Source organism: Shinella sp. NM-101 (assembly GCF_021401195.1).
GTDB lineage: Bacteria > Pseudomonadota > Alphaproteobacteria > Rhizobiales > Rhizobiaceae > Shinella.
The window spans coordinates 759,461-785,319 of record NZ_JACBFT010000001.1; the positions used below are offsets into that span (position 1 = coordinate 759,461).

The 25,859-nt window shown below is 65.7% G+C and carries 26 protein-coding genes; 13 read left to right on the plus strand and 13 right to left on the minus strand.

The features are described 5' to 3' along the window. The first annotated feature begins 32 nt into the window (after positions 1-32). The 5 genes from pgeF (at position 33) to L0976_RS03665 (ending at position 4,682) form a co-directional block, all read left to right on the plus strand. Positions 33-824, plus strand: a complete 792-nt coding sequence (gene pgeF / locus L0976_RS03645; protein ID WP_234186159.1) for a peptidoglycan editing factor PgeF — start codon at positions 33-35, stop codon at positions 822-824. Between the two features lie 27 nt (positions 825-851). Next, positions 852-2,003: a Xaa-Pro peptidase family protein gene (locus tag L0976_RS03650; RefSeq protein ID WP_234186160.1), complete on the plus strand. Its 1,152-nt coding sequence runs from the start codon at positions 852-854 to the stop codon at positions 2,001-2,003. Positions 2,004-2,111: 108 nt separating this feature from the next. Next, on the plus strand, positions 2,112-2,897 hold the full coding sequence (locus tag L0976_RS03655; protein ID WP_234186212.1) for a hypothetical protein: 786 nt from the start codon (positions 2,112-2,114) through the stop codon (positions 2,895-2,897). Between the two features lie 116 nt (positions 2,898-3,013). Beyond that, positions 3,014-3,946 carry a ribose-phosphate pyrophosphokinase gene (locus L0976_RS03660; RefSeq protein ID WP_203319534.1) on the plus strand — a complete coding sequence of 311 codons (933 nt, stop codon included), beginning with the start codon at positions 3,014-3,016 and terminating at the stop codon, positions 3,944-3,946. A 151-nt stretch (positions 3,947-4,097) separates the two neighbouring features. After that, the gene (locus L0976_RS03665) at positions 4,098-4,682 is read left to right on the plus strand and encodes a Kazal-type serine protease inhibitor domain-containing protein (protein WP_203319781.1); all 585 of its coding nucleotides are present in this window, start codon (positions 4,098-4,100) and stop codon (positions 4,680-4,682) included. Between the two features lie 57 nt (positions 4,683-4,739). Here L0976_RS03665 and L0976_RS03670 read toward each other — a convergent pair whose 3' ends face one another. From L0976_RS03670 to L0976_RS03680, 3 genes are all read right to left on the minus strand, one after another. After that, the gene (locus L0976_RS03670; RefSeq protein ID WP_234186161.1) at positions 4,740-5,114 is read right to left on the minus strand and encodes a DUF779 domain-containing protein; all 375 of its coding nucleotides are present in this window, start codon (positions 5,112-5,114) and stop codon (positions 4,740-4,742) included. Between the two features lie 69 nt (positions 5,115-5,183). Next, positions 5,184-6,692 (minus strand): aldehyde dehydrogenase, encoded by a 1,509-nt coding sequence (gene adh, locus L0976_RS03675; RefSeq protein ID WP_203319536.1) that lies wholly within the window; start codon positions 6,690-6,692, stop codon positions 5,184-5,186. A 150-nt stretch (positions 6,693-6,842) separates the two neighbouring features. Next, positions 6,843-7,802, minus strand: a complete 960-nt coding sequence (locus L0976_RS03680; RefSeq protein WP_234186162.1) for a helix-turn-helix domain-containing protein — start codon at positions 7,800-7,802, stop codon at positions 6,843-6,845. Between the two features lie 264 nt (positions 7,803-8,066). On the opposite strand from L0976_RS03680, the gene L0976_RS03685 reads away from it, so the two are divergent. Further along, positions 8,067-9,251, plus strand: a complete 1,185-nt coding sequence (locus L0976_RS03685) for a benzoate/H(+) symporter BenE family transporter (protein ID WP_234186163.1) — start codon at positions 8,067-8,069, stop codon at positions 9,249-9,251. A 2-nt stretch (positions 9,252-9,253) separates the two neighbouring features. Here L0976_RS03685 and L0976_RS03690 read toward each other — a convergent pair whose 3' ends face one another. Beyond that, positions 9,254-10,708, minus strand: a complete 1,455-nt coding sequence (locus tag L0976_RS03690; RefSeq protein WP_234186164.1) for a hypothetical protein — start codon at positions 10,706-10,708, stop codon at positions 9,254-9,256. A 241-nt stretch (positions 10,709-10,949) separates the two neighbouring features. On the opposite strand from L0976_RS03690, the gene L0976_RS03695 reads away from it, so the two are divergent. From L0976_RS03695 to pth, 4 genes are all read left to right on the plus strand, one after another. Continuing rightward, positions 10,950-11,561 (plus strand): 50S ribosomal protein L25/general stress protein Ctc, encoded by a 612-nt coding sequence (locus L0976_RS03695; RefSeq protein WP_203319540.1) that lies wholly within the window; start codon positions 10,950-10,952, stop codon positions 11,559-11,561. Positions 11,562-11,791: 230 nt separating this feature from the next. Beyond that, positions 11,792-14,173, plus strand: coding sequence for a putative bifunctional diguanylate cyclase/phosphodiesterase (locus L0976_RS03700; RefSeq protein ID WP_370643559.1), 2,382 nt, complete (start codon positions 11,792-11,794; stop codon positions 14,171-14,173). Positions 14,174-14,195: 22 nt separating this feature from the next. Continuing rightward, positions 14,196-14,945, plus strand: coding sequence for an ABC transporter substrate-binding protein (locus L0976_RS03705; protein WP_234186165.1), 750 nt, complete (start codon positions 14,196-14,198; stop codon positions 14,943-14,945). A 71-nt stretch (positions 14,946-15,016) separates the two neighbouring features. Next, positions 15,017-15,730, plus strand: coding sequence for an aminoacyl-tRNA hydrolase (gene pth / locus L0976_RS03710; protein WP_234186166.1), 714 nt, complete (start codon positions 15,017-15,019; stop codon positions 15,728-15,730). A 1-nt stretch (position 15,731) separates the two neighbouring features. On the opposite strand, the gene clpS is transcribed toward pth, so the two are convergent. Next, positions 15,732-16,043, minus strand: coding sequence for an ATP-dependent Clp protease adapter ClpS (gene clpS, locus L0976_RS03715; RefSeq protein ID WP_203319543.1), 312 nt, complete (start codon positions 16,041-16,043; stop codon positions 15,732-15,734). 158 nt (positions 16,044-16,201) lie between these two features. Between clpS and ychF the strand changes: the two genes are divergently transcribed. Then, positions 16,202-17,305 carry a redox-regulated ATPase YchF gene (ychF, locus tag L0976_RS03720; protein WP_203319544.1) on the plus strand — a complete coding sequence of 368 codons (1,104 nt, stop codon included), beginning with the start codon at positions 16,202-16,204 and terminating at the stop codon, positions 17,303-17,305. 37 nt (positions 17,306-17,342) lie between these two features. On the opposite strand, the gene L0976_RS03725 is transcribed toward ychF, so the two are convergent. After that, positions 17,343-18,461, minus strand: coding sequence for a hypothetical protein (locus L0976_RS03725; RefSeq protein ID WP_234186167.1), 1,119 nt, complete (start codon positions 18,459-18,461; stop codon positions 17,343-17,345). 116 nt (positions 18,462-18,577) lie between these two features. On the opposite strand from L0976_RS03725, the gene L0976_RS03730 reads away from it, so the two are divergent. Then, positions 18,578-19,048 carry a MaoC family dehydratase gene (locus tag L0976_RS03730; RefSeq protein ID WP_234186168.1) on the plus strand — a complete coding sequence of 157 codons (471 nt, stop codon included), beginning with the start codon at positions 18,578-18,580 and terminating at the stop codon, positions 19,046-19,048. Further along, positions 19,035-19,502 carry a MaoC family dehydratase gene (locus tag L0976_RS03735; RefSeq protein WP_234186169.1) on the plus strand — a complete coding sequence of 156 codons (468 nt, stop codon included), beginning with the start codon at positions 19,035-19,037 and terminating at the stop codon, positions 19,500-19,502. The genes L0976_RS03730 and L0976_RS03735 overlap by 14 nt, the downstream gene beginning before the upstream one ends. Before the next feature lie 133 nt (positions 19,503-19,635). Here the strand turns inward: L0976_RS03735 and L0976_RS03740 are convergent, their stop codons facing one another. The 7 genes from L0976_RS03740 to L0976_RS03770 form a co-directional block, all read right to left on the minus strand. After that, positions 19,636-20,178, minus strand: a complete 543-nt coding sequence (locus L0976_RS03740; RefSeq protein ID WP_203319548.1) for an adenine phosphoribosyltransferase — start codon at positions 20,176-20,178, stop codon at positions 19,636-19,638. A gap of 109 nt (positions 20,179-20,287) precedes the next feature. Further along, positions 20,288-21,169 carry a cytochrome c1 gene (locus tag L0976_RS03745; protein ID WP_203319549.1) on the minus strand — a complete coding sequence of 294 codons (882 nt, stop codon included), beginning with the start codon at positions 21,167-21,169 and terminating at the stop codon, positions 20,288-20,290. Between the two features lie 26 nt (positions 21,170-21,195). Then, positions 21,196-22,464 (minus strand): cytochrome b N-terminal domain-containing protein, encoded by a 1,269-nt coding sequence (locus L0976_RS03750; RefSeq protein ID WP_203319550.1) that lies wholly within the window; start codon positions 22,462-22,464, stop codon positions 21,196-21,198. A 14-nt stretch (positions 22,465-22,478) separates the two neighbouring features. Further along, positions 22,479-23,057 (minus strand): ubiquinol-cytochrome c reductase iron-sulfur subunit, encoded by a 579-nt coding sequence (gene petA / locus L0976_RS03755; protein ID WP_203319551.1) that lies wholly within the window; start codon positions 23,055-23,057, stop codon positions 22,479-22,481. 263 nt (positions 23,058-23,320) lie between these two features. Further along, complete coding sequence (locus tag L0976_RS03760) at positions 23,321-25,189, minus strand: ABC transporter ATP-binding protein (protein ID WP_203319552.1); 1,869 nt, start codon at positions 25,187-25,189, stop codon at positions 23,321-23,323. A gap of 63 nt (positions 25,190-25,252) precedes the next feature. Then, positions 25,253-25,564 carry a type II toxin-antitoxin system RelE/ParE family toxin gene (locus L0976_RS03765; protein WP_234186170.1) on the minus strand — a complete coding sequence of 104 codons (312 nt, stop codon included), beginning with the start codon at positions 25,562-25,564 and terminating at the stop codon, positions 25,253-25,255. Next, positions 25,561-25,833, minus strand: coding sequence for a type II toxin-antitoxin system ParD family antitoxin (locus L0976_RS03770; RefSeq protein WP_203319554.1), 273 nt, complete (start codon positions 25,831-25,833; stop codon positions 25,561-25,563). Before L0976_RS03770 ends, L0976_RS03765 begins: the two co-directional genes overlap by 4 nt. Between the last annotated feature and the right edge of the window lie 26 nt (positions 25,834-25,859).

Genomic DNA, 25,859 nt, shown 5'->3' on the forward strand with positions numbered 1-25,859 from the left:
GCGCGGCCCATCCCGAAGCCAGCCGAGAGACCATGACAGACCAGGCGCGCCCCTCTCCCATCGAAAGCCCGCTGCTGGCGGAACGCGCCGGAAAAGCGGCCCGCCATGGATTCTTCACGCGCGCCGGCGGCGTCTCGAAGGGCATCTATCGCGGCCTCAATGTCGGCCTCGGCTCGAAGGACGAGCGTGCGGATGTCCACGAGAATCGCGCCCGCGTCGCGCATTGGTTCTCCGTGGAGCCGGACCGGCTGGCGACCGTGCACCAGGTCCATTCGCCCGATGTGGTCGTGGTCGATGAACGTTACGACGGCGCCCGCCCCGAAGCGGACGCCCTCGTGACCGGCACGCCGGGCGTCGTGCTCGGCGTCCTCGCCGCCGATTGCGGCCCGATCCTGTTCTGCGACCCCGAGGCGCGCGTCGCCGGCGCCGCCCACGCCGGCTGGAAGGGCGCGCTCTACGGCGTCTTGGAAAACACCATCGCAGCCATGGAGAGGCTCGGCGCGAAGCGAAGCAACATCCTCGCCAGCCTCGGCCCCTCGATCAGCCGCCGGAACTACGAGGTCGGCCCGGAATTCGTCGAGCGCTTCCTCGGCGTGGACAGGGCCTACGAGCGCTACTTCACGCCGTCCGGCAAGCCCGGCCATGCGATGTTCGACCTGCCGGGCCTGACGACGCAGCGCCTCAGCGATGCTGGCGTGACGGCCGAGAACCTCGATCTGTGCACCTATCCGGACGAGGAACGCTTCTTCTCCTACCGGCGCACGACCCACCGGCAGGAGCCCGACTACGGCCGCCAGATTTCCGCGATCATGATACGGGGCTGAAGCCCCGCAAGCGAAGGAGACACCGCCATGGCAATTCACTTCGACAGCGAGGAATACGCCAACCGCCTCCAGCGCCTGACCGCCCGCATGCGCGAGGAGAAGCTCGACGCGATGCTGCTCTTCGCACAGGAGAGCATGTACTGGCTGACGGGCTACGACACGTTCGGCTATTGCTTCTTCCAGACGCTCGTCGTGAAGGCGGACGGCAGCATGGTGCTGATGACGCGCTCGGCGGACCTGCGCCAGGCGCGCCACACCTCCAATATCGAGAAGATCGAGGTCTGGATCGACCGCGTGAACGCGGACCCGACCATGGACCTGAAGAACCTGCTGTCCGATCTCGACCTTCTCGGCTGCCGCATTGGCGTGGAATACGACACGCACGGCCTGACCGGCCGCAACGCCCGCCTCCTCGACAACCAGCTCCAGAGCTTCGGCGAGATCGTCGACGCCTCGGCGCTCGTCAGCCGCCTGCGCCTGATCAAGAGCCCGGCGGAGATCGCCTATGTCGAGCGCGCGGCGGCCCTTTCCGACGAGGCGCTGGATGCCGCCCTGCCGCTGATCGTGCCGGGCGGCGACGAGGCGGCGATCCTGGCGGCGCTGCAAAATGCCGTGCTGGCCGGCGGCGGCGACTATGCCGCCAACGAATTCGTCATCGGCTCGGGCGCCGATGCCCTGCTCTGCCGCTCCAAGTCCGGCCGCCGCCGGCTCGACGCGTCGGACCAGCTCAGCCTGCAATGGGCCGGCGTCAGCGCGCGCTACCATGCGCCGATGATGCGCACCGCCGTGATCGGCGAGCCGAGCAACCGCCACCGCGAGCTCTACAGCGCCTGCCGCGAAGCCATGCAGGCGATGGAAATGGTGCTGCGGCCCGGCAATACCTTCGGCACCGTCTTCGAGACCTTCGCCCGCATCGTCGACGAGCGCGGCCTCGCCCGCAACCGGCTGAATTCCTGCGGCTATTCCGTCGGCGCGCGCTTCGCCCCCTCCTGGATGGATCCGCAGATGTTCCTGATGGGCAACCCGCAGGAGATCGAGCCGAACATGTCGCTTTTCGTGCACACGATCATTCTGGATTCCGACAGCGGCACCGCCATGACGCTCGGCCAGACCTATCTCACCACGACCGACACGCCGAAGGCGCTGTCGCGCTACGGCCTCGACTTCATCGAGGTCTGACGGGAGGATACCCGCAAGATCCTGCGGTTGACAGTGCATGGGCCGGAACCGCATAAATCGTGGCGGGACAGAGGAGGCCAAAACCTCCTGAGGACACGGACGATGACGATGCACGAGCTGACGAAGCGGCTGGCACTGATCGGTCTCATTGCCACCCTTGCCGGCTGCAACAGCACCGACGCGCTCATTCCGCGCGCCGATGTCGGCAGCAACTTCGAGTCGCCGCCGGTGACGCAGAGCGATCTCGACCAGATGAGCGCCGAGACGAGGCCCGCAGCCACCATGCCGGTCGCGACCGCCACGCAGCAGACCGCCTTCACCGCGCCGGCCGGCGCCGGCGGCTCGACGGGCGAGGACACGGCCGGCACCCTGCAAGGCCAGGCCGACGCGCTCGCCCGCAACCAGGGCGGCCGCCGTCCTGCCCCGGTGGAGGAGGATTTCGCCCGCAAGTCGCTCGCCGCCGAGACCTCCGGCGGAACGCAGGACGTCGCCGCCCTGCCGAGCGCGACGGCGCAGGGCGCCGAGACGATCCGCTTCCTGCCGATCATCGGCGCGCCCGTCGGGGCCGTCACGCCGCTGTCCAAGCGGCTCGGCGCCGAGGCCCGTTCGAGCGGGCTGACGATCCGCTCCGCCTCGGACAATTCCGCACGGCACATCCTGAAGGGTTATTTCTCCGCCGTGAACGACAGCGGCAAGACCACCGTCGTCTATGTCTGGGACGTGCTCGACGGCAGCGGCGCGCGGCTGCACCGCATCCAGGGCCAGGAAACCGTGTCCGGCACCGCGGCCGATCCCTGGGCCGCCGTGCCCGCGGGAACGATGGAGGGCATCGCCGAGAAGACGATCCGCCAGTACCTCGACTGGCGCGGCTCCACGTCGGGTTCGGCCCTTTGAAACGGTAAATCACAGCGAAATGCGAAGAATCGCTTTTCCAATGTGGCAAGGCCCTTGCATTCGAGGGTTCGGCCCCTTAAACGCCCCCCATCAGCATAAGCACAGGCGGACCATAGATGAAGGTTTTCGCGGGCAATTCGAACCGGCTTCTGGCCGAAGCGATCTGCAATTATCTGAATGTTCCGCTCGGCCGTGCCACGGTTCGACGCTTCGCAGACCAGGAAATCTTCGTTGAAATCCAGGAGAATGTGCGCGGCGAGGACGTTTTCGTCGTGCAGTCGACGTCGTTCCCGACCAACGACCACCTGATGGAAATGCTCATCATGATCGATGCGATGCGCCGCTCCTCGGCGCGCCGCATCACGGCCGTGATCCCCTATTTCGGCTATGCCCGCCAGGACCGCAAGCCCGGCCCCCGCACGCCGATCTCCGCCAAGCTGGTCGCCAACCTGATCACCGAGGCCGGCGCCGACCGCGTGCTGACGCTCGACCTTCACGCCGGCCAGATCCAGGGCTTCTTCGACATCCCCACCGACAACCTCTACGCTATACCGATCCTCGCCCGGGACGTGAAGGAAAACTACGACCTCAAGAACGTCATGGTCGTCTCGCCCGACGTCGGCGGCGTGGTGCGCGCCCGCGCGCTCGCCAAGCGCCTCGACTGTCTGCTGGCCATCGTCGACAAGCGCCGCGACCGCCCGGGCGAATCCGAGGTCATGAACGTCATCGGCGACGTCGCGGGCAAGGACTGCCTTTTGATCGACGACATCGTCGATTCGGGCGGCACGCTCTGCAACGCGGCCGAGGCGCTGCTCAAGAACGGCGCCACCAGCGTCACCGCCTACATCACGCACGGCGTGCTGTCCGGCGGCGCGGTGGCGCGCGTCACCTCCTCCAAGCTCAAGGAACTTGTCATCACCGACACGATCCAGCCGACCACGGCCGTGCAGTCCGCACACAATATCCGCGTGATCTCGACCGCCAACCTGCTCGGCGAGGCGATCAACCGCACGGCCGCCGAAGAGTCTGTCTCCAGCCTCTTCGACTGATCGCGCGACGACCCCTTCACAAAACCCGCGCACCTCTGGTTGCGCGGGTTTTTTCGTTTGGCAACCATCCCATGTTTTTTTGTTTCCCCCCGATACCGGTCGCGTCACTTTTGCGTTACGGTTCGACGAGATTCACCTGGAGGACTCCATGATGTCGCCTTTCTTCCGTCGCCTGGCCGGACGCATAGCCATTCTTCTCGCCGCCGGCACGCTTGTTGCCGCCTGCACGGTCGAGGAAAGCGGCGGTGGCGGCTATCGTCCGCGCCCGCAGGCCTGCACCATGGAATATAATCCCGTCTGCGGCGCACGCGGCAACGACCTCCAGACCTTCGCCAACACCTGCGAGGCGCGCTCGAGCGGCTACCGCATCGTCGGTCGCGGCGAGTGCCGCCATGGCGGCCTGCCCGGCCCGCGCCCGGACGAAGGCCGCGCCTGCACGCGGGAATACGCGCCGGTCTGCGGCGCGAACGGCCGTGATCGCCAGACCTTCGCCAATGCCTGCGAAGCCCGCCGTAGCGGCTACGACGTCATCGGCCGCGGCGAATGCCAGGGCCGCCGCCCGGGCGGCAACGACTGGGGCAACGGCCGCGACCGCGACAACCAGCGCGCCTGCACCATGGAATACCGGCCGGTCTGCGCCCAGCGCGGCCGTGATCGCAAGACGTTCGGCAATGCATGCTCGGCCGACGCCGAGGGCTACCGCGTCGTCAGCCCGGGCGAATGCTCGGCCTACTGATTATCCAACCACGTAAAAACGAGGCCCCGCTGTTCCGGCAGCGGGGCTTTTGCTTGCTCAGCGCTCCGGCAGCGGGCAGGCCTCGTCGCCGCCGAAGAGGCGCGAACGGGTGAGGAAGCGTTTCTCGCGCCCGTTGTCGAGCGAAAACATGCCGCCCCTTCCGGGCACCACGTCGATGATGAGCTGCGTGTGCTTCCACACGTCGAACTGGCTTTCGCTGATATAGACCGGCACGCCGCCGATCTCGCCGAGCTTCACGTCCCGGTCGCCGACGATATAGTCGTCCGCCGGGTAGCACATCGGCGAGGAGCCGTCGCAGCAGCCGCCGGACTGGTGGAACAGGATTTCCGGATAATCCTTCTGGATCTCGTGGATGAGCGCAAGCGCGGCTTCGGTCGCCACGACGCGCGGCTCGCCTTTCGTCTCGGACATGCGAGCTCTCCTTTCACGCGTTGTCCCTCCCCCCGGCGGGCGGGGAGAGGGAGCCTTGCAGGCGGTCGCTCAGAAGAAGCCGAGCGCCTTGGGAGAGTAGCTGACCAGCATGTTCTTGGTCTGCTGGTAGTGGTCGAGCATCATCTTGTGCGTCTCGCGGCCGATGCCGGACTGCTTGTAGCCGCCGAAGGCCGCATGCGCCGGATAGGCATGGTAGCAATTCGTCCAGACGCGGCCGGCCTGGATGTCGCGGCCGAAGTGGTAGCAGCGGTTCGCATCGCGGCTCCAGACGCCGGAGCCGAGCCCGTAGAGCGTATCGTTGGCGATGGCGAGCGCCTCCGCGTCGTCCTTGAAGGTCGTGACCGAGACCACCGGCCCGAAGATTTCCTCCTGGAAGACGCGCATCTTGTTATGGCCGCGGAAGACGGTCGGCTTGACATAATAGCCGCCGGAAAGATCGCCGCCCAGATCGTTGCGCCCGCCGCCTGTCAGCACTTCCGCGCCTTCCTGCCGGCCGATGTCGATATAGGAGAGGATCTTTTCAAGCTGCTCGGAAGACGCCTGCGCGCCGATCATCGTCGCCGTGTCGAGCGGGTTGCCCTGCACGATCTTCTCGACGCGCTTGATGGCCTTTTCCATGAAGCGGTCGTAAATCTTCTCGTGCACCAGCGCGCGGCTCGGGCATGTGCAGACCTCGCCCTGGTTCAGCGCGAACATCGCGAAGCCCTCGAGCGCCTTGTCGAGATAGTCGTCGTCCTCGCGCATGACGTCTTCGAAGAAGATGTTCGGCGACTTGCCGCCGAGCTCCAGCGTGACCGGAATGAGGTTCTGGCTGGCATATTGCATGATGAGGCGGCCGGTCGTCGTCTCGCCGGTGAAGGCGATCTTGGCGATGCGCGGGTTGGAGGCGAGCGGCTTGCCGGCTTCCAGGCCGAAGCCGTTGACGATGTTCAGCACGCCCGGCGGCAGCAGGTCGCCGACGAGCTCGGCCCAGACGAGGATCGACGAGGGCGTCTGCTCGGCGGGTTTCAGCACCACGCAGTTGCCGGCGGCAAGCGCGGGTGCCAGCTTCCAGGCGGCCATCAGGATCGGGAAGTTCCAGGGGATGATCTGGCCGACGACGCCGAGCGGCTCGTGGAAGTGATAGGCGATGGTCTCGTGGTCGACCTCGCCGATCGTGCCTTCCTGCGACCGCACGCAGGCGGCGAAGTAACGGAAGTGGTCGATGGCCAGCGGGATGTCGGCGGCGAGCGTCTCGCGCAGCGGCTTGCCGTTGTCCCAGGTCTCCGCGCGCGCGAGGAGATCGAGGTTGTCCTCCATGCGCTGGGCGATCTTCATCAGGATGTTGGAGCGCTCGGTGGTCGAGGCGCGGCCCCACTTGTCCTTGGCGGCATGGGCGGCGTCGAGTGCGAGCTCGATGTCCGCGGCGTCGGACCGGGCGACTTCGCACAGCTTGCCGCCGGTGATCGGCGTGATGTTGTCGAAGTAGCGGCCTGCGACCGGCTCCTTCCATTCGCCGCCGATGAAGTTGCCGTACTTCGCCTTGTACGGGTTTTCGACGATCTTCTGATGCAGCATGTCAATTCCTCCCATGAGAGGCCCGGATGGGCCGTCGGGAGGATGGTGCGGCGCTTCGCGGATACGCGGTAGAGGGCCGCGGGCGATGGCATGCCCGACTGTTTCAGATTTGAGACAGGCGCGGGACACCGCCTGTGCTGCGTCGCAGCATCAATTGATCGAGAGCTTCTTCATCTTGCGGTACAGCGTCGCGCGGCTGATGCCGAGCAGGTCCGCCGCCTGGCTGACATTGCCGCCGGCGCGCGTCAGCACGCGGCGAAGCGCGGCGCGCTCCGCGTCGTCGAGGTCCCGCCCGTCCTCCGCCCGGTCCTCGTGCAGGAGATCGGATGCCGCAATGCCGGTGGCGATGCGCCGGTCGTCGAGGCCGAGCACCTGGCGGGCGGCGCGGGTGGCGCCGAGCACGAGGTCGTCGCGGTCGACGGCGAGCAGCGCCGGCGCCATGCGGCCCTCGACGGGCACCAGCAGGATGCGGGCGGCGGAGAAAGCACGGCGGAAGAGCCCCGCCTCGATGCGCGCGGCGGCATCCCGCACCGCCTGCGAGAGGATCGACATGGTCATGTCGTTCGCATCGTCGCGGCAGGTGGAAATGTCGATGGCGGCGGCGATACGGCCGGTATGGTCGCGGATCGGCGCCGTCGTGCAGGAAAGGCCGGTATTGCGCGACAGGAAATGCTGGTCGCGCAGGATCAGCACCGGCCGCTCGTCGGCCAGCGCCGTGCCGATGCCGTTGGTGCCGACGCTCGCCTCGCTCCAGACCGTGCCGGACCACAGGCCGACGCCCCGGAAATCCCGGTCGTCACCCGCCGCCCCGCGCCGTTCGAGCGCAATGCCGTTCTCGTCGGTGAGCAGCAGGCAGCAGCCGGCCTTGCCGACCGTCGCGAAGAGCCTGTCGAGTTCGCCGCGCGCCTCCTCGATCAGCGTGCTGGAACGCACGCGCGCCTGCCGGAACTCCGGCTCGCTCAGGCGCCAGGGCGTGCGGGCATCCTCCGGCAGGAGGCCGTGAAGGGTCAGGCACCGGCGCCACGAGGCCGCAACCGGCGAACTCGCCGCGGCCGAGGCATGGGCTACCACGGTCTGCACATGATCCGCGTGATCGAAACGCACAGGCATCCGCTCTCCTCCCGAAGGCATCCGACCGATCGTCGCAACAGAATACAACGCTCGGAGACTATAGCCCTGTTTCCACCGGCTGGTCCAGCCGGACGAAGGTTCAAAGGATGAAGCGAGCCGCCCCTCACCCGTCCTGCCACCGCCTTCTCCCGCAACCGGGGCGGAGGGGACATGCCGTGCTTGTCGATCGCTCCCCACAACCCTGTTCCCAAGCCCCGCGCCGCCTGTTACCAGTGCACGTCCTTTTCTATTATCGATCCTGCCATGCTTCGTGATTTTTCCGCCCAAGCCCTGTTCATGGGCCTGCTCACCGCCTTCGTCGGTTTCGCCAGTTCCTTCGCCGTCGTGCTGCACGGCCTCATCGGCGTCGGCGCCACGGAGGCGCAGGCCGCCTCGGGGCTGATGGCGCTGTCGGTGTCGATGGGGCTTTGCGCCATCGTGCTCAGCGTCGCGACGCGCCTGCCCGTCTCGATCGCCTGGTCGACGCCGGGCGCGGCGCTGCTGGCAAGTTCCGGCGCGGTCGAGGGCGGGTTCTCCACGGCGGTCGGCGGGTTCCTCGTCTGCGCGGTGCTGATCGTCATTGCGGGCCTGTGGAAGCCGCTCGGCCGCATGGTCGCCGCCATTCCCGGAACGCTCGCCAATGCCATGCTGGCCGGCGTGCTGATCGGCCTCTGCTTCGCGCCGGTCAAGGCCATCGCCTTCAATCCGCTGCTCGGCCTGCCGATCGCGCTCGCCTGGGTCGTCGTCGGCAGCATCAACCGGCTCTACGCCGTGCCCGCCGCGCTCGCCGCTTTCGTCGCGGTGCTCGCCTTCGGCATCGAGATCCCCGACGGCGCCTTCGCCGGCCTTGCCGATGCGCTGCTGCCGAAACCGGAGCTCGTGACGCCGGCCTTCACGGTCGCCGGGCTCGTCGGCATCGCTTTGCCGCTCTTCATCGTCACCATGGCCTCGCAGAACATTCCCGGCATCGCCGTGCTGAAGGTCAACGACTACGCGCCCAATCCCGGCCCGCTCTTCGCCGTCACCGGCCTCTTCTCGCTGCTTTCGGCCCCCTTCGGCGGCCATGCGGTCAACCTCGCCGCCATCACCGCCGCCATGTGCGCCGGCCCGGACGCCCACCCCGACCCGGCGAAACGCTACTGGGCGGCCATCAATGCCGGCATCTTCTACGTGATCTTCGGCCTTGCCGCGGGCGCGGTTACCGCCTTCGTCGCCCTCGCCCCGCCGATCCTCATCCAGGCGGTCGCAGGCCTTGCGCTGATCAGCGCCTTCGCCGCCTCCGCGCTCAACGCCTTCCGCGAGACGGAGGGGCGGGAAGCGGCGGCGGTGACCTTCCTCGTCACCGCCTCGGGCGTTTCCTTCGCCGGCATTTCCGGCGCCTTCTGGGGCCTCATCGCCGGCGGCCTGATGCTGGCGCTCTCCCGCTTCGTGGCGAGCTTTCGCAAATAATCCTACTGCTGGAACGGCAGCGGACGGCCGTTGATCAGCACCTTGCCGTCCTCGCCGACCGTGAGGTCCCAGGCCTGCGCGCCGTTGCCGGCATCGCGCGCCAGGCCCTTCATCATCAGGAGCCCGAAGGACGCCTGGCCGAATTCCGGCACCGCGGCGGCGTTCTTCTGGAGATAGGTGACGGTCTTGTCGAAGTCGCGCATGGTGATCGTCACATCGGCGCTGTGGCGGTCCTTGTCGTCGGGATAGACCGTCATCTTGCCGGTGAGGTGCACGTCGTAGACCGGCGAGACGGCCGAGACGTCCTCGAATTCGAGGGTCATGGCGCCGCCGGGAAGAACGATGCGGCCGATCTCCTTGCTTTCCTCGTCGGTCAGCGGCTTTGGCTTGGTGAAATCCGCATGGTCGACGAGATAGGTGACGGCGCCGGCAAGATCGAGGTCCGCGACCGCCAGGTTGAAGGTCGCCTGCTCCGGCAGGAGGCCCGCATAGGCAGGCGGCAGCAGGCCGGCCGGCGGCACCGGCTTCTCGATGCCGAAGCCGAAGCCCAAACGGGTCGACCGGGCGATGCCGTTCATCCCGACATTGTAGTTAACGGCTTGCGCGCCGAAGGTGCCCTCGTCCGTCCCGACCGTGACGTTGGACGCCCTGATCGTTTCCTTGAGGTCGTCGAAGACCGGCAGTGCCGTGCGCAGCAGGTCCTTGAGGCGCGCCGCATCCGGCGCTTCCAGCCGCTGCTTGTGCATGTTGTCGAGCACGAGGAAGACGAGGTCCTGCATCACCTTGTAGCGCGCGCCCGCCATGCTGACGTCGATGTCGAGCTTGTCCGCGCCGATCTCCACCCGGCCCGACTGCGCGCTGGTGATCGTCTCGGCGAAGGCGTTCATCACCCCGGTCGAGGAAATGTCGAGCGTGTTCGCATCCTTTTTCTCGGCGGAGACGTGCATCGCCATGTCGCCGAAGCTCGCCGTCACGCTGTCCTTGGGCGACGTGCTGGAAAAGGAAAGCTTCCGGGCGGTCCAGTCCGAGGAGGTGAAGTAGAGGATCTCCGGGTCGTAGATACCGTCGAGCTTCATCGAATCGATGACATAGGAGAACGAGTTGCGGCCCTCGGGAAGGTCGATGTCGCCCTTGATGTCGAAACTGTCGTTCGACTCGATGTGGTAGGTGCCATCCGCCGAAGGCCGCAGAGAGGCCGTCATCGGCTTCAGGCCCTCCAGCTTGACGACGCCGCTCCTGGCCTTGTCGAGCAGGACCTTCGGGTCGAAGCGCAGCTCGTAGAAGGACGTCGCCGCCTTGACGGTGATGAGCCCCGCATCGATCATGTCCTGCGGCAGGTAGCGCGTGAGGCGCTGCTGGATGCTTTCGGCCTCGGAAGGCGAAACTTCCTGGGCAAGGACGGGACTTGCAGATACGAGTGCAAGTGCGGCCGAAGCCATCAGGATCTGTCGTCTCATGGTGGTCTCCTGTGCCGAACCGATTCGGGCCGAACATCCAATCGCCGCGCCGCGATGTCAATCCGGGGCGTGGATCGGGCCGGGCCTTGCATTTCCGGGCATTCTCGGCTATCGAGCCCGCGTCCGCGTAGACACCCTTGGAGGCAACGCGGATGAGGCTTTCACGAAATCCTCAAGTTTTGCGCGGCCGGAGGCATTCCGGCCGGGGAAAACTCTCCAGTAACACACGAAAGGTAAAGCCATGAGCCAAGACACCTACGAGCTCAAGGCCGAAACGCGCGAACGGGTTGGTAAGGGGTCCTCCCGTGAACTTCGCCGCAACGGCCTTATTCCTGCAGTTATCTACGGCGACAAGCAGGCCCCCGTCGCCATCGCCATCTCGACCAAGGACGTGACGCAGCGCATCCACGCCGGCGGCTTCAAGACGACGGTCGCCACGATCGACGTCAACGGCGAGAAGATCAAGGTCCTGCCGAAGGACTTCCAGCTCGATCCGGTCCGCGACTTCACGATGCATGTCGACTTCCTGCGCGTTTCGGGCGACTCCCACGTCGTCGTCGAAGTGCCGGTTCACTTCGTCAACGAAGAGAAGTCCCCGGGCATCAAGGCCGGCGGCGTCCTGAACGTCGTACGCCACGCTGTCGAGCTGCACGCCCTTGCCGGCAACATTCCGGAATTCATCACGGCGGACCTCGCTGGCCTGAAGGTCGGCGACGGCATCCACATCTCCAACGTCAAGCTGCCGAAGGGCACGAGCCCGGTCATCGCCGACCGCGACTTCACGATCGCCACGATCGCTGTCCCGGCTGCCGGCGTGAAGGAAGAAGAAACGACGGAAGACTCCGCAGAATAATTCCCCAAGAGGGAATGGTTCGAGAACCCCGCGCCCTCAGGGCGCGGGGTTTTTCTTTGCCCGCGCGCCTGTATTACCCTTGGGAGAAGCTTTGATTCACCAACATTTTTGCGTATCGCCATTTTAGCAACATTTAAGACTTTGATGAAAATCTGGACCCTGGGGAAACAGCGAAAGCCGTAGAGGGGCACCATGGACTGGCTTCGTATCGTGGCAGGGGGGCGACCGGCATGAAAATGCACTCGGTGGAAAGCCGCTTCATCGCCATCGTCATCGGCGCCCTGCTCGTCTTCGTCGCCCCGCTGTTCGTCCTCTTCCTCATCCTGTCGTCTGACCGCGTGGCGCGCGAGCGCCTGCAGAACACGGAGGTCCTGCTGAGGACCAACGTCCAGGCGCTCGGCAAGCCGCTGTGGGATTTCGACCGGGAGAGCATCGAGCAGATCGTCGGCGATCTCCAGGCCGATCCCGACATCGGCTATGTGCGCGTGCGCGACACGTCCGACGCCATCGACATCGGCAAGCCCACCATGGCGCCCGATCCGGGCGAAGCCCGGTCCATCGTGAAGGCCGATGTCCTGCACAGGGCGTCCGACGGCATCAAGAAGGTCGGCACGGCGGAGATCTGGCTTCGCAAGGACGGCATCTTCGCACGCTTCTCGAAGGACGAGATGACGATCTTCGCCATCTTCTTCTTCGCCGTGGCGACGCTCTTCACCGCCGCCCTCATCGGCAACCGCATCACGATCATCCGGCCGCTGATGCGGCTGACGGCGGCGATCGAGGCGACGCGCCGCCTCGGCTCCCGCCACCACGTCGACTGGACCGCCAACGACGAGATGGGCGCGCTCGCCAAGAACTTCAACGAGATGCAGAGCCGGCTGGAGCGCGAGGAGGCGGAGCTGAAGCTTGCCCATGCCCGCGCCACCGACATCTACAATCTCACCCCGGCCATGCTCTTTTCCATAGACGGTCGCAACCGCATCACCGCCGTCAGCGACTACTGGCTCACCGCCACCGGCTATCGGCGCGAGCAGGTGATCGGCCGGGAATTCACTGATTTCGTCGATGCGGAATGGCGCGAGGTCTACCGCACGCGGCATGGCGACGGACCGGACGACGGCATCTGCGAGGTCACGGTGCGTTTCCGCTGCGCCGACGCGAGCGTGATCGACGTCCTGATCCTGGAAACCGGCGTCGCGGCGAGCAGCGGGCAGCAGGCGCTGACCCTCTCCGTCATGACCGATGTCACCGACCTCAAGGAAGCCGAAAACCGCAACCACCGCCAGGCCATCACCGACCACCTGACCGGCCTCCTCAACCGGCAGGGCTTCGAGGCGGTGCTCGACGAACTCATCGGCGAGGCCGACCAGCTCGGCCGGCCGCTTGCCTGCCTCTTCGTCGACCTCGACCGCTTCAAGTGGATCAACGACAATCTCGGCCATGCGTCCGGCGACGACGTGCTCTGCCAGGTGGCGATGCGCCTGCGCCGCCAGTTGCGCGCGGGCGACGTCATCGCCCGCCTCGGCGGCGACGAGTTCGCCATCCTCCTGTCGGCGCCGGACGCCCACCAGCTCGCCCTCGATGTCAGCGACCGGCTGGTGGCGAGCCTGCGCGCACCGCTTGCCATCGGCGGCACGGAGCTCAATGTCAGCGCCAGCATCGGCGTCGCGGTCTATCCGGACCACGCCTCCACCGCCGCCTGCCTCCTGCAGAAGTCGGACATGGCCATGTATGCGCGCAAGCGCAGCGGCAAGAACGGCGTGCAAATCTTCGACAACAACATGGTCGACATCGCCCGCAGGCGACTGGAAATCGAGCAGTTCATCGACCAGGGCCTGCGCGACGACTGGTTCACGGCCCATCTCCAGCCGATCGTCGGCCTCGCCGATGGCCGCCTCGCCGGCTTCGAGGCGCTGATGCGCCTCCAGCATCCCGACCGTGGCATCCTGCCGCCGGCCGAGATCGTCGGTATCGCCGAGGAGAACGGCTCCATCGGCCGGATCGGCGAGACCATCCTGTCGAAATCCCTCGCAAGCCTTGCGATCATCTCGAAGCTCGAAGGGCTGGCAGACAGCTATCTGGCGGTCAACTTCTCGCCGCTCCAGTTCGAGCCCGCCCTGCCGGCCCGTCTTGCCGCGCTGCTGCTCGATCACGGCATCACGCCGTCACGCATCGTCATCGAAATCACCGAGGCCGTGCTGATGCTCGACAATCCCGTCGTGCGCGAGGTGCTGGACGCGCTGTCCGACCTTGGCTGCCGCATCGCGCTCGACGATTTCGGCACGGGCTATTCCTCGCTGAGCTACCTCAACCGCTTCCCGGTCGACATCGTGAAGGTGGACCAGTCCTTCACCCGGTCGCTCTCCTCCGAGCAGCCGGACGTGCGCCGCAAGAGCCGCATGCTGGTCGAAGGCATCCGCACCATCTCGCACCAGATGGGTTGCGCCGTGGTGGCGGAAGGCATCGAGACGGCGGAGCAATGGGACATCCTCCAGGCGATGGATGTGGAGTTCGGCCAGGGCTACCTGCTGAGCCGGCCGCTGCCGCTCGAGGCGCTTCTTGAAAAGCTCGGTGAATTCGAGGTGCCCGAGCGCCGGGCCGCGGCATCCTGAACGGCCGAAGGGGAACGGAACGATGAAGACCATGCTTTTGACGCTTTGCCTGTCGTTCGCTTCCCTTTCGACCGCGCACGCCGAAACGCTCCGCTTCATCACCGAGGAATACGCACCGTTCAACTACACCAGGAACGGCAGGATCACCGGCATCGGCGTGGACCAGGTCGAGGCGATCGCCAGGGCCGCAGGGATCGACTACACGCTCGAAATGATGCCCTGGGCGCGCGCCTTCGCCACGGCGCGCAGCCAGCCGATGCACTGCGTCTTCACGACGGGCTACAATCGCGAGCGCGCCGGCCAGTTCGTCTGGGTCAATCCTCTCCTGAAGGACGAGATGGTGCTCGTAAAGCGCAAGGACGGCAGCAAGGGGCCGGCGACGATGGACGAGGCGCTCGGCATGAAGGTCGGCTCGCAGCGCGGCGACTTCGGCGTCGAGGCGCTGGAAGCACTCGGCTTTACCAATATCGACCTGGCCGCCGACATCGACCTTTCCTTGCGCAAGCTGCTTTCCGGCCGCATCGACCTCATGCCGACCTCGTACAAGACCTACGAGAACCTGGTGAAGGAAGGAAGGCCCGTCGAGAAGGCCTTGCGCATGGCCGGCCAAGTCTACGGCATCGCCTGCCAGAAGGACACCCCGCCCGATCTCGTCGCCCGCCTGCAGGCCGAGCTGGACAAATTGATCCTGAGCGGCGGGCAGGACCGCATCTTCACCGCCTACGGCCTGCCGCCGAACACCCGGACAGCGGAAAACGGCGGGAAGAATTGACCCCGGGCGGTTGACTTCCGCCCGCTTTCGCGGTGGTGAAGACCGATCACGTTCTTTTGGCGGACCATTTCATGCTGATCATCGCCGGGCTCGGCAATCCGGGCGCAAAATATGCGGGCAACCGCCACAATATCGGTTTCATGGCGCTCGACGCCATCCACCGCAAGAACCCCTTCTCGCCCTGGTCGAAGAAGTTCAAGGCGGAGATTTCCGAGGGCGAGCTTGCCGGCGAGAAGGTGCTGCTCGTCAAGCCGCAGACCTTCATGAACCTTTCCGGCGAATCCGTCGGCGAGGCGATGCGCTTCTACAAGCTGGCGCCGAAGGACATCGTGGCGATCTACGACGAGCTGGACCTTGCCCCCGGCAAGGCGCGCATCAAGGTCGGCGGCGGCCATGGCGGGCACAACGGCATCAAGTCGCTCGACGCCCATTGCGGCAAGGACTACCGGCGCCTGCGCCTCGGCATCGGCCATCCCGGCGTCAAGGAACTCGTCACGAACCACGTCCTCGGCGATTTCGCCAAGGCAGACCATACCTGGCTCGACCCTCTGCTCGACGAACTCGCCATCCACGCCGACATGCTGGTGCGCGGCGAGGATTCCCAGCTCATGAACAAGCTGGCGCTCGCCACCGGCGGCAAACCGGAAGACGACGCGCCGGCAAAGAAGCCCGGCGGCCAGTCCCATATCCGCCAGGCCCGCAACCACGCCCAGCCGAAGATCCTGCCCACGAGCGGCCCGATGGCCGACATGCTGAAGAAGCTCTTCGGCAACAAGGGCGACTGAGCTACTCTTCCGGCTCCGTCTGGAACAGCAGCGGAAATCCCGCCTCCTTGGCAAGGTCCGTCGCCTCCTTCGCCTTCGTCTCGGCGATGTCGCGCGCGCAGACGACCACCACGGACGTGCCCATCTTGTGCGCCGTCATCATGACGCGGTAGCTCGTCGTCTCCGGCATGCGGAAGATCGCCTTCAGCACCAGGACGACGAAGTCGCGCGGCGTATAGTCGTCGTTGACGAGGATGACCTTGTAGAGCCGCGGCCGGGCCAGCTTCGGCTTCGTGATCGTTTTCGGCTTGAGGACCGTGTCACCATTGCTCATGGGAAGCTCCTCGTTACATTGGCTTCGAGCGATGTGCGCCCATTGTGCACCGCAGGCCGGGCGACTTCAAGGCCCGGCGGGCGCGAGGCCCTTGACCCTGCCCCGTCCTTCCCCCATAGCGGGGGCAACCATTTTCCAAGACGAACGGACCATCTTCCATGGGCTTCAAATGCGGTATCGTCGGTCTGCCGAATGTCGGCAAGTCGACCCTCTTCAACGCGCTGACCAAGACGGCGGCCGCCCAAGCGGCGAACTATCCCTTCTGCACCATCGAGCCGAATACCGGCGAGGTGGCGGTTCCCGATCCGCGCATGAAGGCGCTCGCCGCCGTCGCGGGCTCGAAGGAGATCATCCCGACGCGCATCTCCTTCGTCGACATTGCCGGCCTCGTGCGCGGTGCCTCGAAGGGCGAAGGCCTCGGCAACAAGTTCCTCGCCAATATCCGTGAAGTCGATGCGGTCGTGCATGTGCTGCGCTGCTTCGAGGACACCGACATCACCCATGTCGAGGGCCGCATCGACCCCGTCGCCGATGCCGAGACCATCGAGACCGAGCTGATGCTCGCCGACCTCGAGAGCCTGGAGCGCCGCGTCGAGCAGACCCGCAAGCGCGCCACCGGCAAGGACAAGGAATCCGTCGCGCAGCTTCCGGTCATGGAAGCCGTGCTCAAGCTCCTCAACGAGGGCAAGCCGGCCCGTCTCCTGCTGAAGACGCTGGCGCCGGAAGAGGTGGACGTCCTCAAGGGCCTCAACCTCCTGACGTCGCACCCTGTCCTCTATGTCTGCAACGTCGCCGAGGCGGACGCCGCCACCGGCAATGCCCACACCGAGGCCGTCGCCGCGATGGCGAAGGAACAGGGCGCCGAATGCGTCATCATCTCGGCCGCGATCGAATCCGAGGTCGCCCAGCTTCCCGAGGAGGAAGCGACCGAATTCCTCTCGGCCCTCGGCCTTGAGGAGGCCGGCCTCGACCGCCTCATCCGCGCCGGCTACCACCTGCTCGACCTCATCACTTATTTCACGGTCGGCCCCAAGGAAACCCGCGCCTGGACCATCGTGCGCGGCACCAAGGCCCCGCAGGCGGCCGGCGTCATCCACACCGATTTCGAACGCGGCTTCATCCGCGCCTTCACCATCGCCTATGACGACTACATCGCCTACAAGGGCGAAGTGGGCGCCAAGGAAGCCGGCAAGGGCCGCGACGAAGGCAAGGAATATGTCGTCCAGGACGGCGACGTCATCCACTTCCGCTTCAACACGTAAGGCGCCCGGGCGCCTTTGAGACGATGGCTGCCGTCCCTCACCGCAGGGGCGGCAGTTTTTCTTTCAGCGGGATCGGCAGCGGCGCCACGGCCCAGCGCCGGAAATGCGGCCAGCCGATGCCGATGGTCAGCACGACGAGGCCGACGATCAGCAGCGTCAGGAAGACGAAGATCTCCGGCGACGCCTCCATCTGCCTGAGCAGGCTCGCGGTCGCGAGCCCCAGCGACAGGAGGCCTGACGTGACGAAGGCCCGGCGATCGATGATGAGCCCGATCACCATCAGCACCACGACGACGGCAAGCACGGCCAGCGCCTCCGGCAGCCCCTTGCTGCCGCTGAACAGCGTGTTGTTTGCAAGGTCCCCGAGGAACACGAAGGCGAGCGTCGAATAGAGCAGCGCAGGCGCCGTGACGAGATGCAGCCAGAAGGCGATGTCGGAGCGGCGCGAGACGCGGAAGCGGTCCGACAGGTCGTAGGACATCGCCACCGCATAGAGAGCGAGCGCGGCGGCAAGGAAGATGGCCGCGGAGATCATGGGATGGTCCGCGATGAAATCGGCGCCGCCGGCAAGGCGCGTCAGCGCCAGGAAGACGATCCCGAGCGCTGCGGCCGCGAGCGACAGGAACCACAGGCTCAGCGACAGCGGAATGCGGTAGCGCCAGTAGAACGGCGGCAGCAGGATGGCGAAGGGCAGCACGACCAGCAGGAAGCGCAGGTACGGATCCGCCTGCGTGTCGAGATACTGGTCCTGGACGATCACCGCCGTCAGGAAGATGAAATGGACATAAAGGACGGTGAGCAGCACCGCCGGCAGGGCGAGCCGCTGCCGCTTCACCAGGATTTCCGCCAGGATGACGATGACCGGCAGCGCGGCGAAGACCGAGCCTATGCCCGACACGCCCGCCATGAAGATGGCGACGCCGATGGTGATCAGCACGTCGTGGAAGCCGCGGACGAAGCGCGGCGCCTCCGTATCCTCGACCGGCGCGATGGGCCGATCTTCCGCCGGGCCGGCGATGTCGAGCGCGCCAGCCGCTACCGGCTCCCGCAGGAAAACGCCGCGTGCCTCCATATAGGGCAGCAGCGCGCCGGCCTGCCCGGTGCTGATGATCCCCTCGCCGGCCGCGCCGTCCAGCACGGATTTCAAGCTCTGCATGTGTCGTCGCCTCCTTGCGCGGTCTGCGCGCACATTACCGATGCGCCGGCGGCTGGCAAGCCCTTGCAAAACAACGCCGCGCTCGCCATTGTTCGCCCGCAACAGGACGACCGGACTTGGCCAATTACACATTCGAGGACTTCACGCCGGGCCGCCGCTTCGACTTCACGAAGCGGACGCTGACGGCAGACGCGATCATCGCCTTCGCAGGCGAATTCGATCCCCAGCCGATGCATCTCGACGAGGAAGCCGGCCGCGCCAGCATCCTCGGCGGGCTCGCCGCCTCCGGCTGGCACACCAGCGCCGTCATGATGCGCATGCTCTACGAGGCCTATATCAACGGCTCGACTTCCGAAGGTTCGCCCGGCGTCGACAGCATGGAATGGAAGCGCCCGGTGCTGGCCGGCGATACGCTCGGCGGGCACTGCACGGTGCTGGATGCCCGGGTCTCGCGCTCGCGGCCGCAGATCGGCATCGTGCGCTTTCGCGCCGAGGTGACGAACCAGCGCGGTGAGACCGTCGCGATCTGCGAATATATCAACATGATGCGCCTCGCCGGGAAGGAGGCCACCCATGCGCATGGCTGAGCTCTACCCCGTCGGGACGGCCGTCGAGATCGGCAGCCTCACCTTCACGGCGGAGGACATTGTCCGCTTTGCGCGGGACTTCGACCCGCAGCCCTTCCATCTCGACGCGGAACTGGCAAGGCACACGCTCTTCGGCGGCCTGTGCGCATCAGGCTGGCATTCGAGCGCCGGCTGGATGAAATGCTTCGTGCCGTTCTGGGCCGGGGAATGCCGGCGCCTTGCCGCCGAGGGCATCGCGCCCCCGAAGCTCGGCCCCTCGCCCGGCTTCACCGCGCTCTCCTGGCTCAAGCCCGTCTTTGCGGACGACACCATCACCTATTCGGTGACGCTGCTCGGCTCGCGCCAGCTCGCCTCCCGGCCGGATCGCCTGATCAACACGTTCCTGTGCGCCGGCCGCAACCAGAACGGCGAGCCGGTCATCCGCTTCGAGAGCACGGTGCTGGAGTTCGTCTGAGCGCGGCATGCCGTCTTTTCCGGCGTGCCGTCGGTTCCCCCTCACCCAGGCTTCTCCCCGCTCGCGGCGAGAAGGTGGCCGGCAGGCCGGATGAGGGGCGCCCAAACCAATCGAGAGATTCAGACCGATACGCTCAATGCCCGTCGAAGGCGACCAGCGTGCGCACTTCCACGCCGAGCGCTTCCAGTTTCCTGCGCCCGCCGAGCTCCGGCAGGTCGATGACGAAGCAGGCGGCGACGATGTCGGCGCCTATCTGGCGCAGCAGCTTGACGGCGGCTTCCGCCGTGCCGCCCGTCGCGATCAGGTCGTCGACGAGGATCACCTTCTCGCCCGGCCTGATGGCGTCCTTGTGCATCTCCATCTCGTCCACGCCGTATTCCAGGCTGTAGGCGATGCGCACGGTCTCGTGCGGCAGCTTGCCCTTCTTGCGGATCGGCACGAAGCCGGTCGAGAGCTGGTGCGCCATGGCACCGCCCAGGATGAAGCCGCGCGCCTCGATGCCGGCGACCTTGGCGATGCCGATGCCCGCATAGGGATGCACCAGCTCGTCCACCGCCCGGCGGAAGGCGCGCGGATTGCCGAGCAGCGTGGTGATGTCGCGGAACATGACGCCGGGCTTGGGATAGTCCGGGATATTGCGGATCGCGGCGACGAGTTCGTTTTCGAGTGTGGACATGGGGATTTCCGACTGCGGGGGGCTTCGTCCGGTTATTGCAGGTGAGGCACGGCCCCACAACAAAAAAGGCGGCCCGAAGGCCGCCTTTTCACCCGGGCGGAAAGACCGCTCAGTGTTCCTTGTTCGCGTAGACCGACTTCTTCGTCAGGTAGATCAGGCCGGTGAAGATCACCAGGAAGACCATGACCATGAAGCCGGTGCGCTTGCGCTCTTCCAGGTGCGGCTCGGCGGCCCACATCAGGAAGGCGGAGACGTCGCGGGCATACTGGTCGACCGTCTGCGGCGCGCCGTCGTCATAGGTGACCTGGTCGTCGGAGATCGGCTTTGCCATAGCAAGCGCGGCGGCGCCCGCGAAATACGGGTTGTAGTGCGTGCCTTCCGCAAGTTCGATATTCGCCGGCACCTCTTCGTCGTAACCCGTCAGCAGCGAGTAGATGTAGTCCGGGCCACCTTCCTGGTACTGGGTGAAGATGTCGAAGACGAACTGCGGGAAGCCGCGGGTGATGCCGCGCGCCTTGGCGAGCAGCGACATGTCCGGCGGAGCCGCGCCGTTGTTCGAGGCGGCGGCCGCCTCGTGGTTGGCATAGGGCGACGGGAAGTGGTCGGACGGGACGGCCTTGCGGGTGAACATGTCACCGTCCGCGTTCGGGCCGTCCTGCACTTCGTAGTTCGCCGCGAAGGCCTTTACCTGCGCCTCGGAGTAGCCAAGGCCTTCCAGCGTGCGGAAGGACACCAGGCTCATCGAGTGACAGGCCGAGCAGACTTCGGTGTAGACCTTCAGGCCGCGCTGGAGCTGGCCCTTGTCGTACTTGCCGAACGGGCCGGCGAAGGTCCAGCTCTCCTGCTTGGGATGGTGGATCGGGTAGTGCGGCGTGGCATGTTCCGCTTCCGCAGCCCCGGCGGCGGCATGGTCTTCCTGCGCCGTGGCAAGGGAGACGCCGAGGCCGGCGACGAGGGCGAGCGACAGAATGCCTGCAACAAGCTTTTTCATTGTCATGGTTCCTTTCGTCGCTCGTCTCAGGCCTTGGCCAGCTTGGCGTTCTTCTTTTCCAGAACCGCTTCCGTGATCGAATTCGGAATGCGCTTCGGGGTTTCGATCAGGCCGAGGAGCGGCATGAGGACGATGAAGAAGCCGAAGTAGTAGAGCGTGCCGAGCTGCGAGAGGACGACGTAGATGCCTTCGGCGGGCTGTGCACCGAGCCAGCCGAGCATGATGGCATTCGCGACGAAGATCCAGAAGAACAGCTTGTACCACGGACGGTAGACGGCGGAGCGGACCTTGGACGTATCGAGCCACGGCAGGAAGAACAGCACGATGATCGCACCGAACATCACGAGGACGCCGCCGAGCTTCGAGTCGATCGGGCCGATGTTGAAGGTGATGGCGCGCAGCATCGCGTAGAACGGCAGGTAGTACCATTCCGGAACGATGTGGGCCGGGGTCTTCAGCGGGTCTGCCGGAATGTAGTTGTCCGGGTGGCCGAGATAGTTCGGCATGTAGAAGATGAACCAGGCGAAGATGATCAGGAAGACCGAGACGCCGAGGGCGTCCTTCAGCGTCGCATAGGGCGTGAAGGCGACCGTGTCGGTCTTGGACTTCACCTCGACGCCGGTCGGGTTCGTCTGGCCCGTGACGTGCAGCGCCCAGACGTGCAGGATGACGACGCCGGCGATCATGAAGGGCAGCAGGTAGTGCAGCGAGAAGAAGCGGTTCAGCGTCGGGTTGTCGACCGCGAAGCCGCCGAGCAGGAACTGCTGGATCCACTCGCCGACCCACGGGAAGGCCGAGAAGAAGCCGGTGATGACGGTCGCGCCCCAGAAGGACATCTGGCCCCAGGGCAGGACGTAGCCCATGAAGCCGGTGGCCATCATGAGCAGGTAGATGACGACGCCGAGGATCCAGAGGATTTCGCGCGGCGCCTTGTAGGAGCCGTAGTAGAGGCCGCGGGCGATGTGGAGATAGACCGCGATGAAGAAGAAGGACGCGCCGTTGGCGTGCATGTAGCGCAGCAGCCAGCCGTGGTTCACGTCGCGCATGATCTTCTCGACCGAGTTGAACGCGACGGTGGTTTCGGCCGCATAGTGCATGGCGAGCACGATGCCGGTGAGGATCTGCACCACCAGCATCACCGACAGCATGGCGCCGAAGGTGTAGGCATAGTTCAGGTTGCGCGGAACCGGGTAGGAAACGAAGCTGTCATGGATCATGCGCGGCAGAGGCAGGCGCGAATCGACCCATTTCTCGATGCCAGTCGTCGGCTGGTAGGTTGAATGTTCAGCACTCATTATCAGTAGTCCCCTCAACCGATCTTGATGACTGTGTCGGAAATGAACGAGAAGGTCGGCACGGCGAGGTTCTGCGGGGCCGGACCCTTGCGGATACGACCGGCAGTGTCATAGTGCGAACCGTGGCAGGGACAGAACCAGCCGCCGAAATCGCCGGCCTGGCCGAGCGGAATACAGCCGAGATGCGTGCACACGCCGACCATGATGATCCAGTTCTCCCGGCTCTCCCCGGCAGAGCGGTCTAGGTCGGTCGCCTGCGCGTCGGCCGCGATATTGGCATTGCGGGCAACCGGGTCCTTGAGGTCGGCGAGCGCGACGGCCTTGGCCTCCTCGACTTCCTGGTCCGTGCGGTTGCGGATGAAGACGGGCTTGCCGCGCCACTTGACGGTCAGGGACATGCCGGGCGTCAGGCTGGAGACGTCGACGTCGATGGCGCCGAGCGCCAGCGTCGATGCATCCGGGCGCATCTGGTCGATGAACGGCCAGGCGACCGCCACGCCGCCCACAACGCCAGCCATCCCGGTGGTCAGGTAAAGAAAATCGCGGCGAGTGGGCTCGCCCAGAGATTCGCTTGTTGTCTCGTGTTCGCTCACGGCTAAACCATCCTCTCACGCAATGTCTGCGGAAACCGCAACGCCCCTTTGAAAACCGGCAATATCCGGACACAATACGGCCATAGATTCCCCGTCAATCCGGCGCGTTCTATGCTTGATCGCAAATTATGTCCAGCCTTGGCAAGGGGAGGTGGGCACATTGTCGCGGGAAAAACCGGGCATCTTGACAAGGCGCAGGCATCGCCCCGGGCGTCCGGCGCTTGCGGCCTGAAAAAGCGAACGAAAAACGACGCTTGGCAGCGCTATTGCGCCGCCTCTTCGTGTCCGAGGAAACCGCCGGACTGGCGTGACCAGAGATCCGCATAGAGCCCGCCCCTGGCGACGAGCTCGCCATGCGTGCCCTCCTCCACGATATGGCCGCGATCCATGACGATCAGCCGGTCGAGCGCGGCGATGGTGGACAGGCGATGGGCGATGGCGAGCACGGTCTTGCCGCGCATCAGCCCGTCGAGGTTCGACTGGATCGCCGCCTCGACCTCGGAATCGAGCGCCGACGTCGCCTCGTCGAGCACGAGGATCGGCGCGTCCTTCAGCATGACGCGGGCAATGGCGATGCGCTGGCGCTGACCGCCGGATAGCTTGACGCCGCGCTCGCCGACATGGGCATCGTAGCCCCTGCGCCCGCGCTGGTCTTCCAGCGCGAGGATGAAGTCGTGCGCCTCGGCCTTCCTGGCCGCCTCGATCATCCGGGCTTCGCTGGCGTCCGGATCGCCGAACAGGATGTTGTCGCGGATCGAGCGGTGCAGCAGCGCCGTGTCCTGGCTGACCATGCCGATATTGGCGCGCAGGCTCTCCTGCGTGACGGCGGCGATGTCCTCGCCCCCGACGAGGATGCGCCCGCCTTCGAGGTCGTAGAAGCGCAGCAGCAGGTTGACGAGCGTCGACTTGCCCGCACCCGACCGCCCGACGATGCCGACCCTCTCGCCCGGCCGGATCGCCAGCGAGAGGTTGTCGATGACGCCGGACGTGCGGCCATAGTGGAAGCGGACGTTCTCAAAGCGGACATCGGGGCGCGTCACCTTCAGGGCCGGCGCGCCCGGCCTGTCGACGAGGCCGATCGGCTGGGAGATGAGGTCGGCGGAATTCTGGATCGTACCGATGTTGCGCATGATGCTGTTGAGCTGCGTCATCAGGCGGTTGAGCAGGAAGTTGAGCCTGAGCACCAGCGCCATGGTGAAGGCGACGGCGCCCGAGCTGATGACGCCGCCGAGCCACAGGTGGATGCACAGCACCGCCATGCCCGCGATCATCAGCCCGGAGAGGAAGGCGAGAGAGGCGCGAAGCGAGGTCAGCAGCCGCGTGAAGGCGAGGATCGTGCCCTGGAAGATGTCGAAGCCGCCGCGCATGTAGCGGTCGTTCGCCTCGTCGCGGCCGAAGAGCTTCAGCGTCTGGATGTTGGAATAGGCATCGACCATGCGCCCGCTGATCATCGAGGCGGCTTCGGCCGACCGGCGCGAATGCTCGCGGATGCGCGGCACGAAATGGCGCGCCAGCACGGCGAAAACCGACAGCCAGACGAGAAGGACCGCCGCCAGCCGCCAGTCGAGCTGGCCGAGCAGCACCAGCGTCGAGACGGTATAGATCGTCACGAACCAGATGCTCTCCATGAAGGAGGTGATGACGTCGCCCGTCGCCTGCCCCGCCGACCAGACCTTGGTGACGATGCGGCCGGAAAAGTCGTTCTGGAAGAAGGAAAGCGACTGCCGCGCCACATGCACATAGGACTGCCAGCGCACCAGGTTGTAGAAGCCCGGCGTGATGACCTGCTGGTCGATGAGCGCCGTCAGGAACGCGACGACGAAACGCACGATGCCGATGAGCCCGAGCATCATCAGGAGTTCCGTGCCGTGCGCGGCAAGAAGGCCGCCCCACCCCTCGCCCGGCCTCACCGTCGCCAGCATGTCGACGAGCCGCCCGACGAACCAGAAGGTCGCCGCCTCGATGCCCGCCGTGATGCCGCCCAGCACCAGGAGGCCCGCAAACGGCGCCTTCGCCTGCCCGACATAGAACCAGACGAAGGCAAGGAGCCCCTGCGGCGGTCGCAGGTCGTCCCGCCGCGCGAACGGCTGGATCCAGTTCTCGAAAAAGGAGAAAAGCGGACGGAAGATCATGCCCCCGATATAGGCTCTTTTGGACGGCGGGCAAATTAAAGATCGGCAAGGTGGCAGAAGGGACTACGCCTCCAGAATACCCTCGATGTCCCGGCGCCCGTGAAGGACGCGCAAGATGACAAGTTCGTCGTCCGTTACGAGATAATAGAGCTTTATTTCATCGAATCCACCGATGGACCATGTCCTCAAGCCGAGCAGCCGGCGATTCTTCATGGGCCGCGGCGACCCCGCATGCGGCGTGTTCGAGACATGATCGATCGCCATGCGCACGGCCTCGAGGAAGCGGTCGGCCACCGGATTCAGTCCGAGATCGATGAGATACCCGATCTGCTTGAGAATATCGGCACGAGCGGACGGGAGGACAGTGGTTTTCAACGCGCACCGCTTTTACGGGGGCGTGCAGCAAGAAGCTGAGCCGCTTCGGACTTCAGGTCCGACCAGAAGGCAGCATCGGGCACGTTTCCGTTGCCGGAAGCCAGCCCTTCCAGCAAGAGAACTTCGAGCCGCGCTTCGTTCTCTTTTTCCTGGGCATCGCGCAAGAGACTGCGGAAATATTCGCTGACATTGCCGTATCCCTTCGCCTCAATCTGGCTTTCGACAAAGGATTTCAAGCTGTCAGGCAGGGAAATGGTGATCGTCGCCATTGGAACGCTCCTTTGCCGGCAAGATT

Coding starts and splice junctions, on each gene's coding strand:
- pgeF (WP_234186159.1), top strand. CDS start 33: ATGACAGACCAGGCGCGCCCCTCTCCCATCGAAAGCCCGCTGCTGGCG.
- L0976_RS03650 (WP_234186160.1), top strand. CDS start 852: ATGGCAATTCACTTCGACAGCGAGGAATACGCCAACCGCCTCCAGCGC.
- L0976_RS03655 (WP_234186212.1), top strand. CDS start 2,112: ATGCACGAGCTGACGAAGCGGCTGGCACTGATCGGTCTCATTGCCACC.
- L0976_RS03660 (WP_203319534.1), top strand. CDS start 3,014: ATGAAGGTTTTCGCGGGCAATTCGAACCGGCTTCTGGCCGAAGCGATC.
- L0976_RS03665 (WP_203319781.1), top strand. CDS start 4,098: ATGTCGCCTTTCTTCCGTCGCCTGGCCGGACGCATAGCCATTCTTCTC.
- L0976_RS03670 (WP_234186161.1), bottom strand. CDS start 5,114: ATGTCCGAGACGAAAGGCGAGCCGCGCGTCGTGGCGACCGAAGCCGCG.
- adh (WP_203319536.1), bottom strand. CDS start 6,692: ATGCTGCATCAGAAGATCGTCGAAAACCCGTACAAGGCGAAGTACGGC.
- L0976_RS03680 (WP_234186162.1), bottom strand. CDS start 7,802: ATGCCTGTGCGTTTCGATCACGCGGATCATGTGCAGACCGTGGTAGCC.
- L0976_RS03685 (WP_234186163.1), top strand. CDS start 8,067: ATGCTTCGTGATTTTTCCGCCCAAGCCCTGTTCATGGGCCTGCTCACC.
- L0976_RS03690 (WP_234186164.1), bottom strand. CDS start 10,708: ATGAGACGACAGATCCTGATGGCTTCGGCCGCACTTGCACTCGTATCT.
- L0976_RS03695 (WP_203319540.1), top strand. CDS start 10,950: ATGAGCCAAGACACCTACGAGCTCAAGGCCGAAACGCGCGAACGGGTT.
- L0976_RS03700 (WP_370643559.1), top strand. CDS start 11,792: ATGAAAATGCACTCGGTGGAAAGCCGCTTCATCGCCATCGTCATCGGC.
- L0976_RS03705 (WP_234186165.1), top strand. CDS start 14,196: ATGAAGACCATGCTTTTGACGCTTTGCCTGTCGTTCGCTTCCCTTTCG.
- pth (WP_234186166.1), top strand. CDS start 15,017: ATGCTGATCATCGCCGGGCTCGGCAATCCGGGCGCAAAATATGCGGGC.
- clpS (WP_203319543.1), bottom strand. CDS start 16,043: ATGAGCAATGGTGACACGGTCCTCAAGCCGAAAACGATCACGAAGCCG.
- ychF (WP_203319544.1), top strand. CDS start 16,202: ATGGGCTTCAAATGCGGTATCGTCGGTCTGCCGAATGTCGGCAAGTCG.
- L0976_RS03725 (WP_234186167.1), bottom strand. CDS start 18,461: ATGCAGAGCTTGAAATCCGTGCTGGACGGCGCGGCCGGCGAGGGGATC.
- L0976_RS03735 (WP_234186169.1), top strand. CDS start 19,035: ATGCGCATGGCTGAGCTCTACCCCGTCGGGACGGCCGTCGAGATCGGC.
- L0976_RS03740 (WP_203319548.1), bottom strand. CDS start 20,178: ATGTCCACACTCGAAAACGAACTCGTCGCCGCGATCCGCAATATCCCG.
- L0976_RS03745 (WP_203319549.1), bottom strand. CDS start 21,169: ATGAAAAAGCTTGTTGCAGGCATTCTGTCGCTCGCCCTCGTCGCCGGC.
- L0976_RS03750 (WP_203319550.1), bottom strand. CDS start 22,464: ATGAGTGCTGAACATTCAACCTACCAGCCGACGACTGGCATCGAGAAA.
- L0976_RS03760 (WP_203319552.1), bottom strand. CDS start 25,189: ATGATCTTCCGTCCGCTTTTCTCCTTTTTCGAGAACTGGATCCAGCCG.
- L0976_RS03770 (WP_203319554.1), bottom strand. CDS start 25,833: ATGGCGACGATCACCATTTCCCTGCCTGACAGCTTGAAATCCTTTGTC.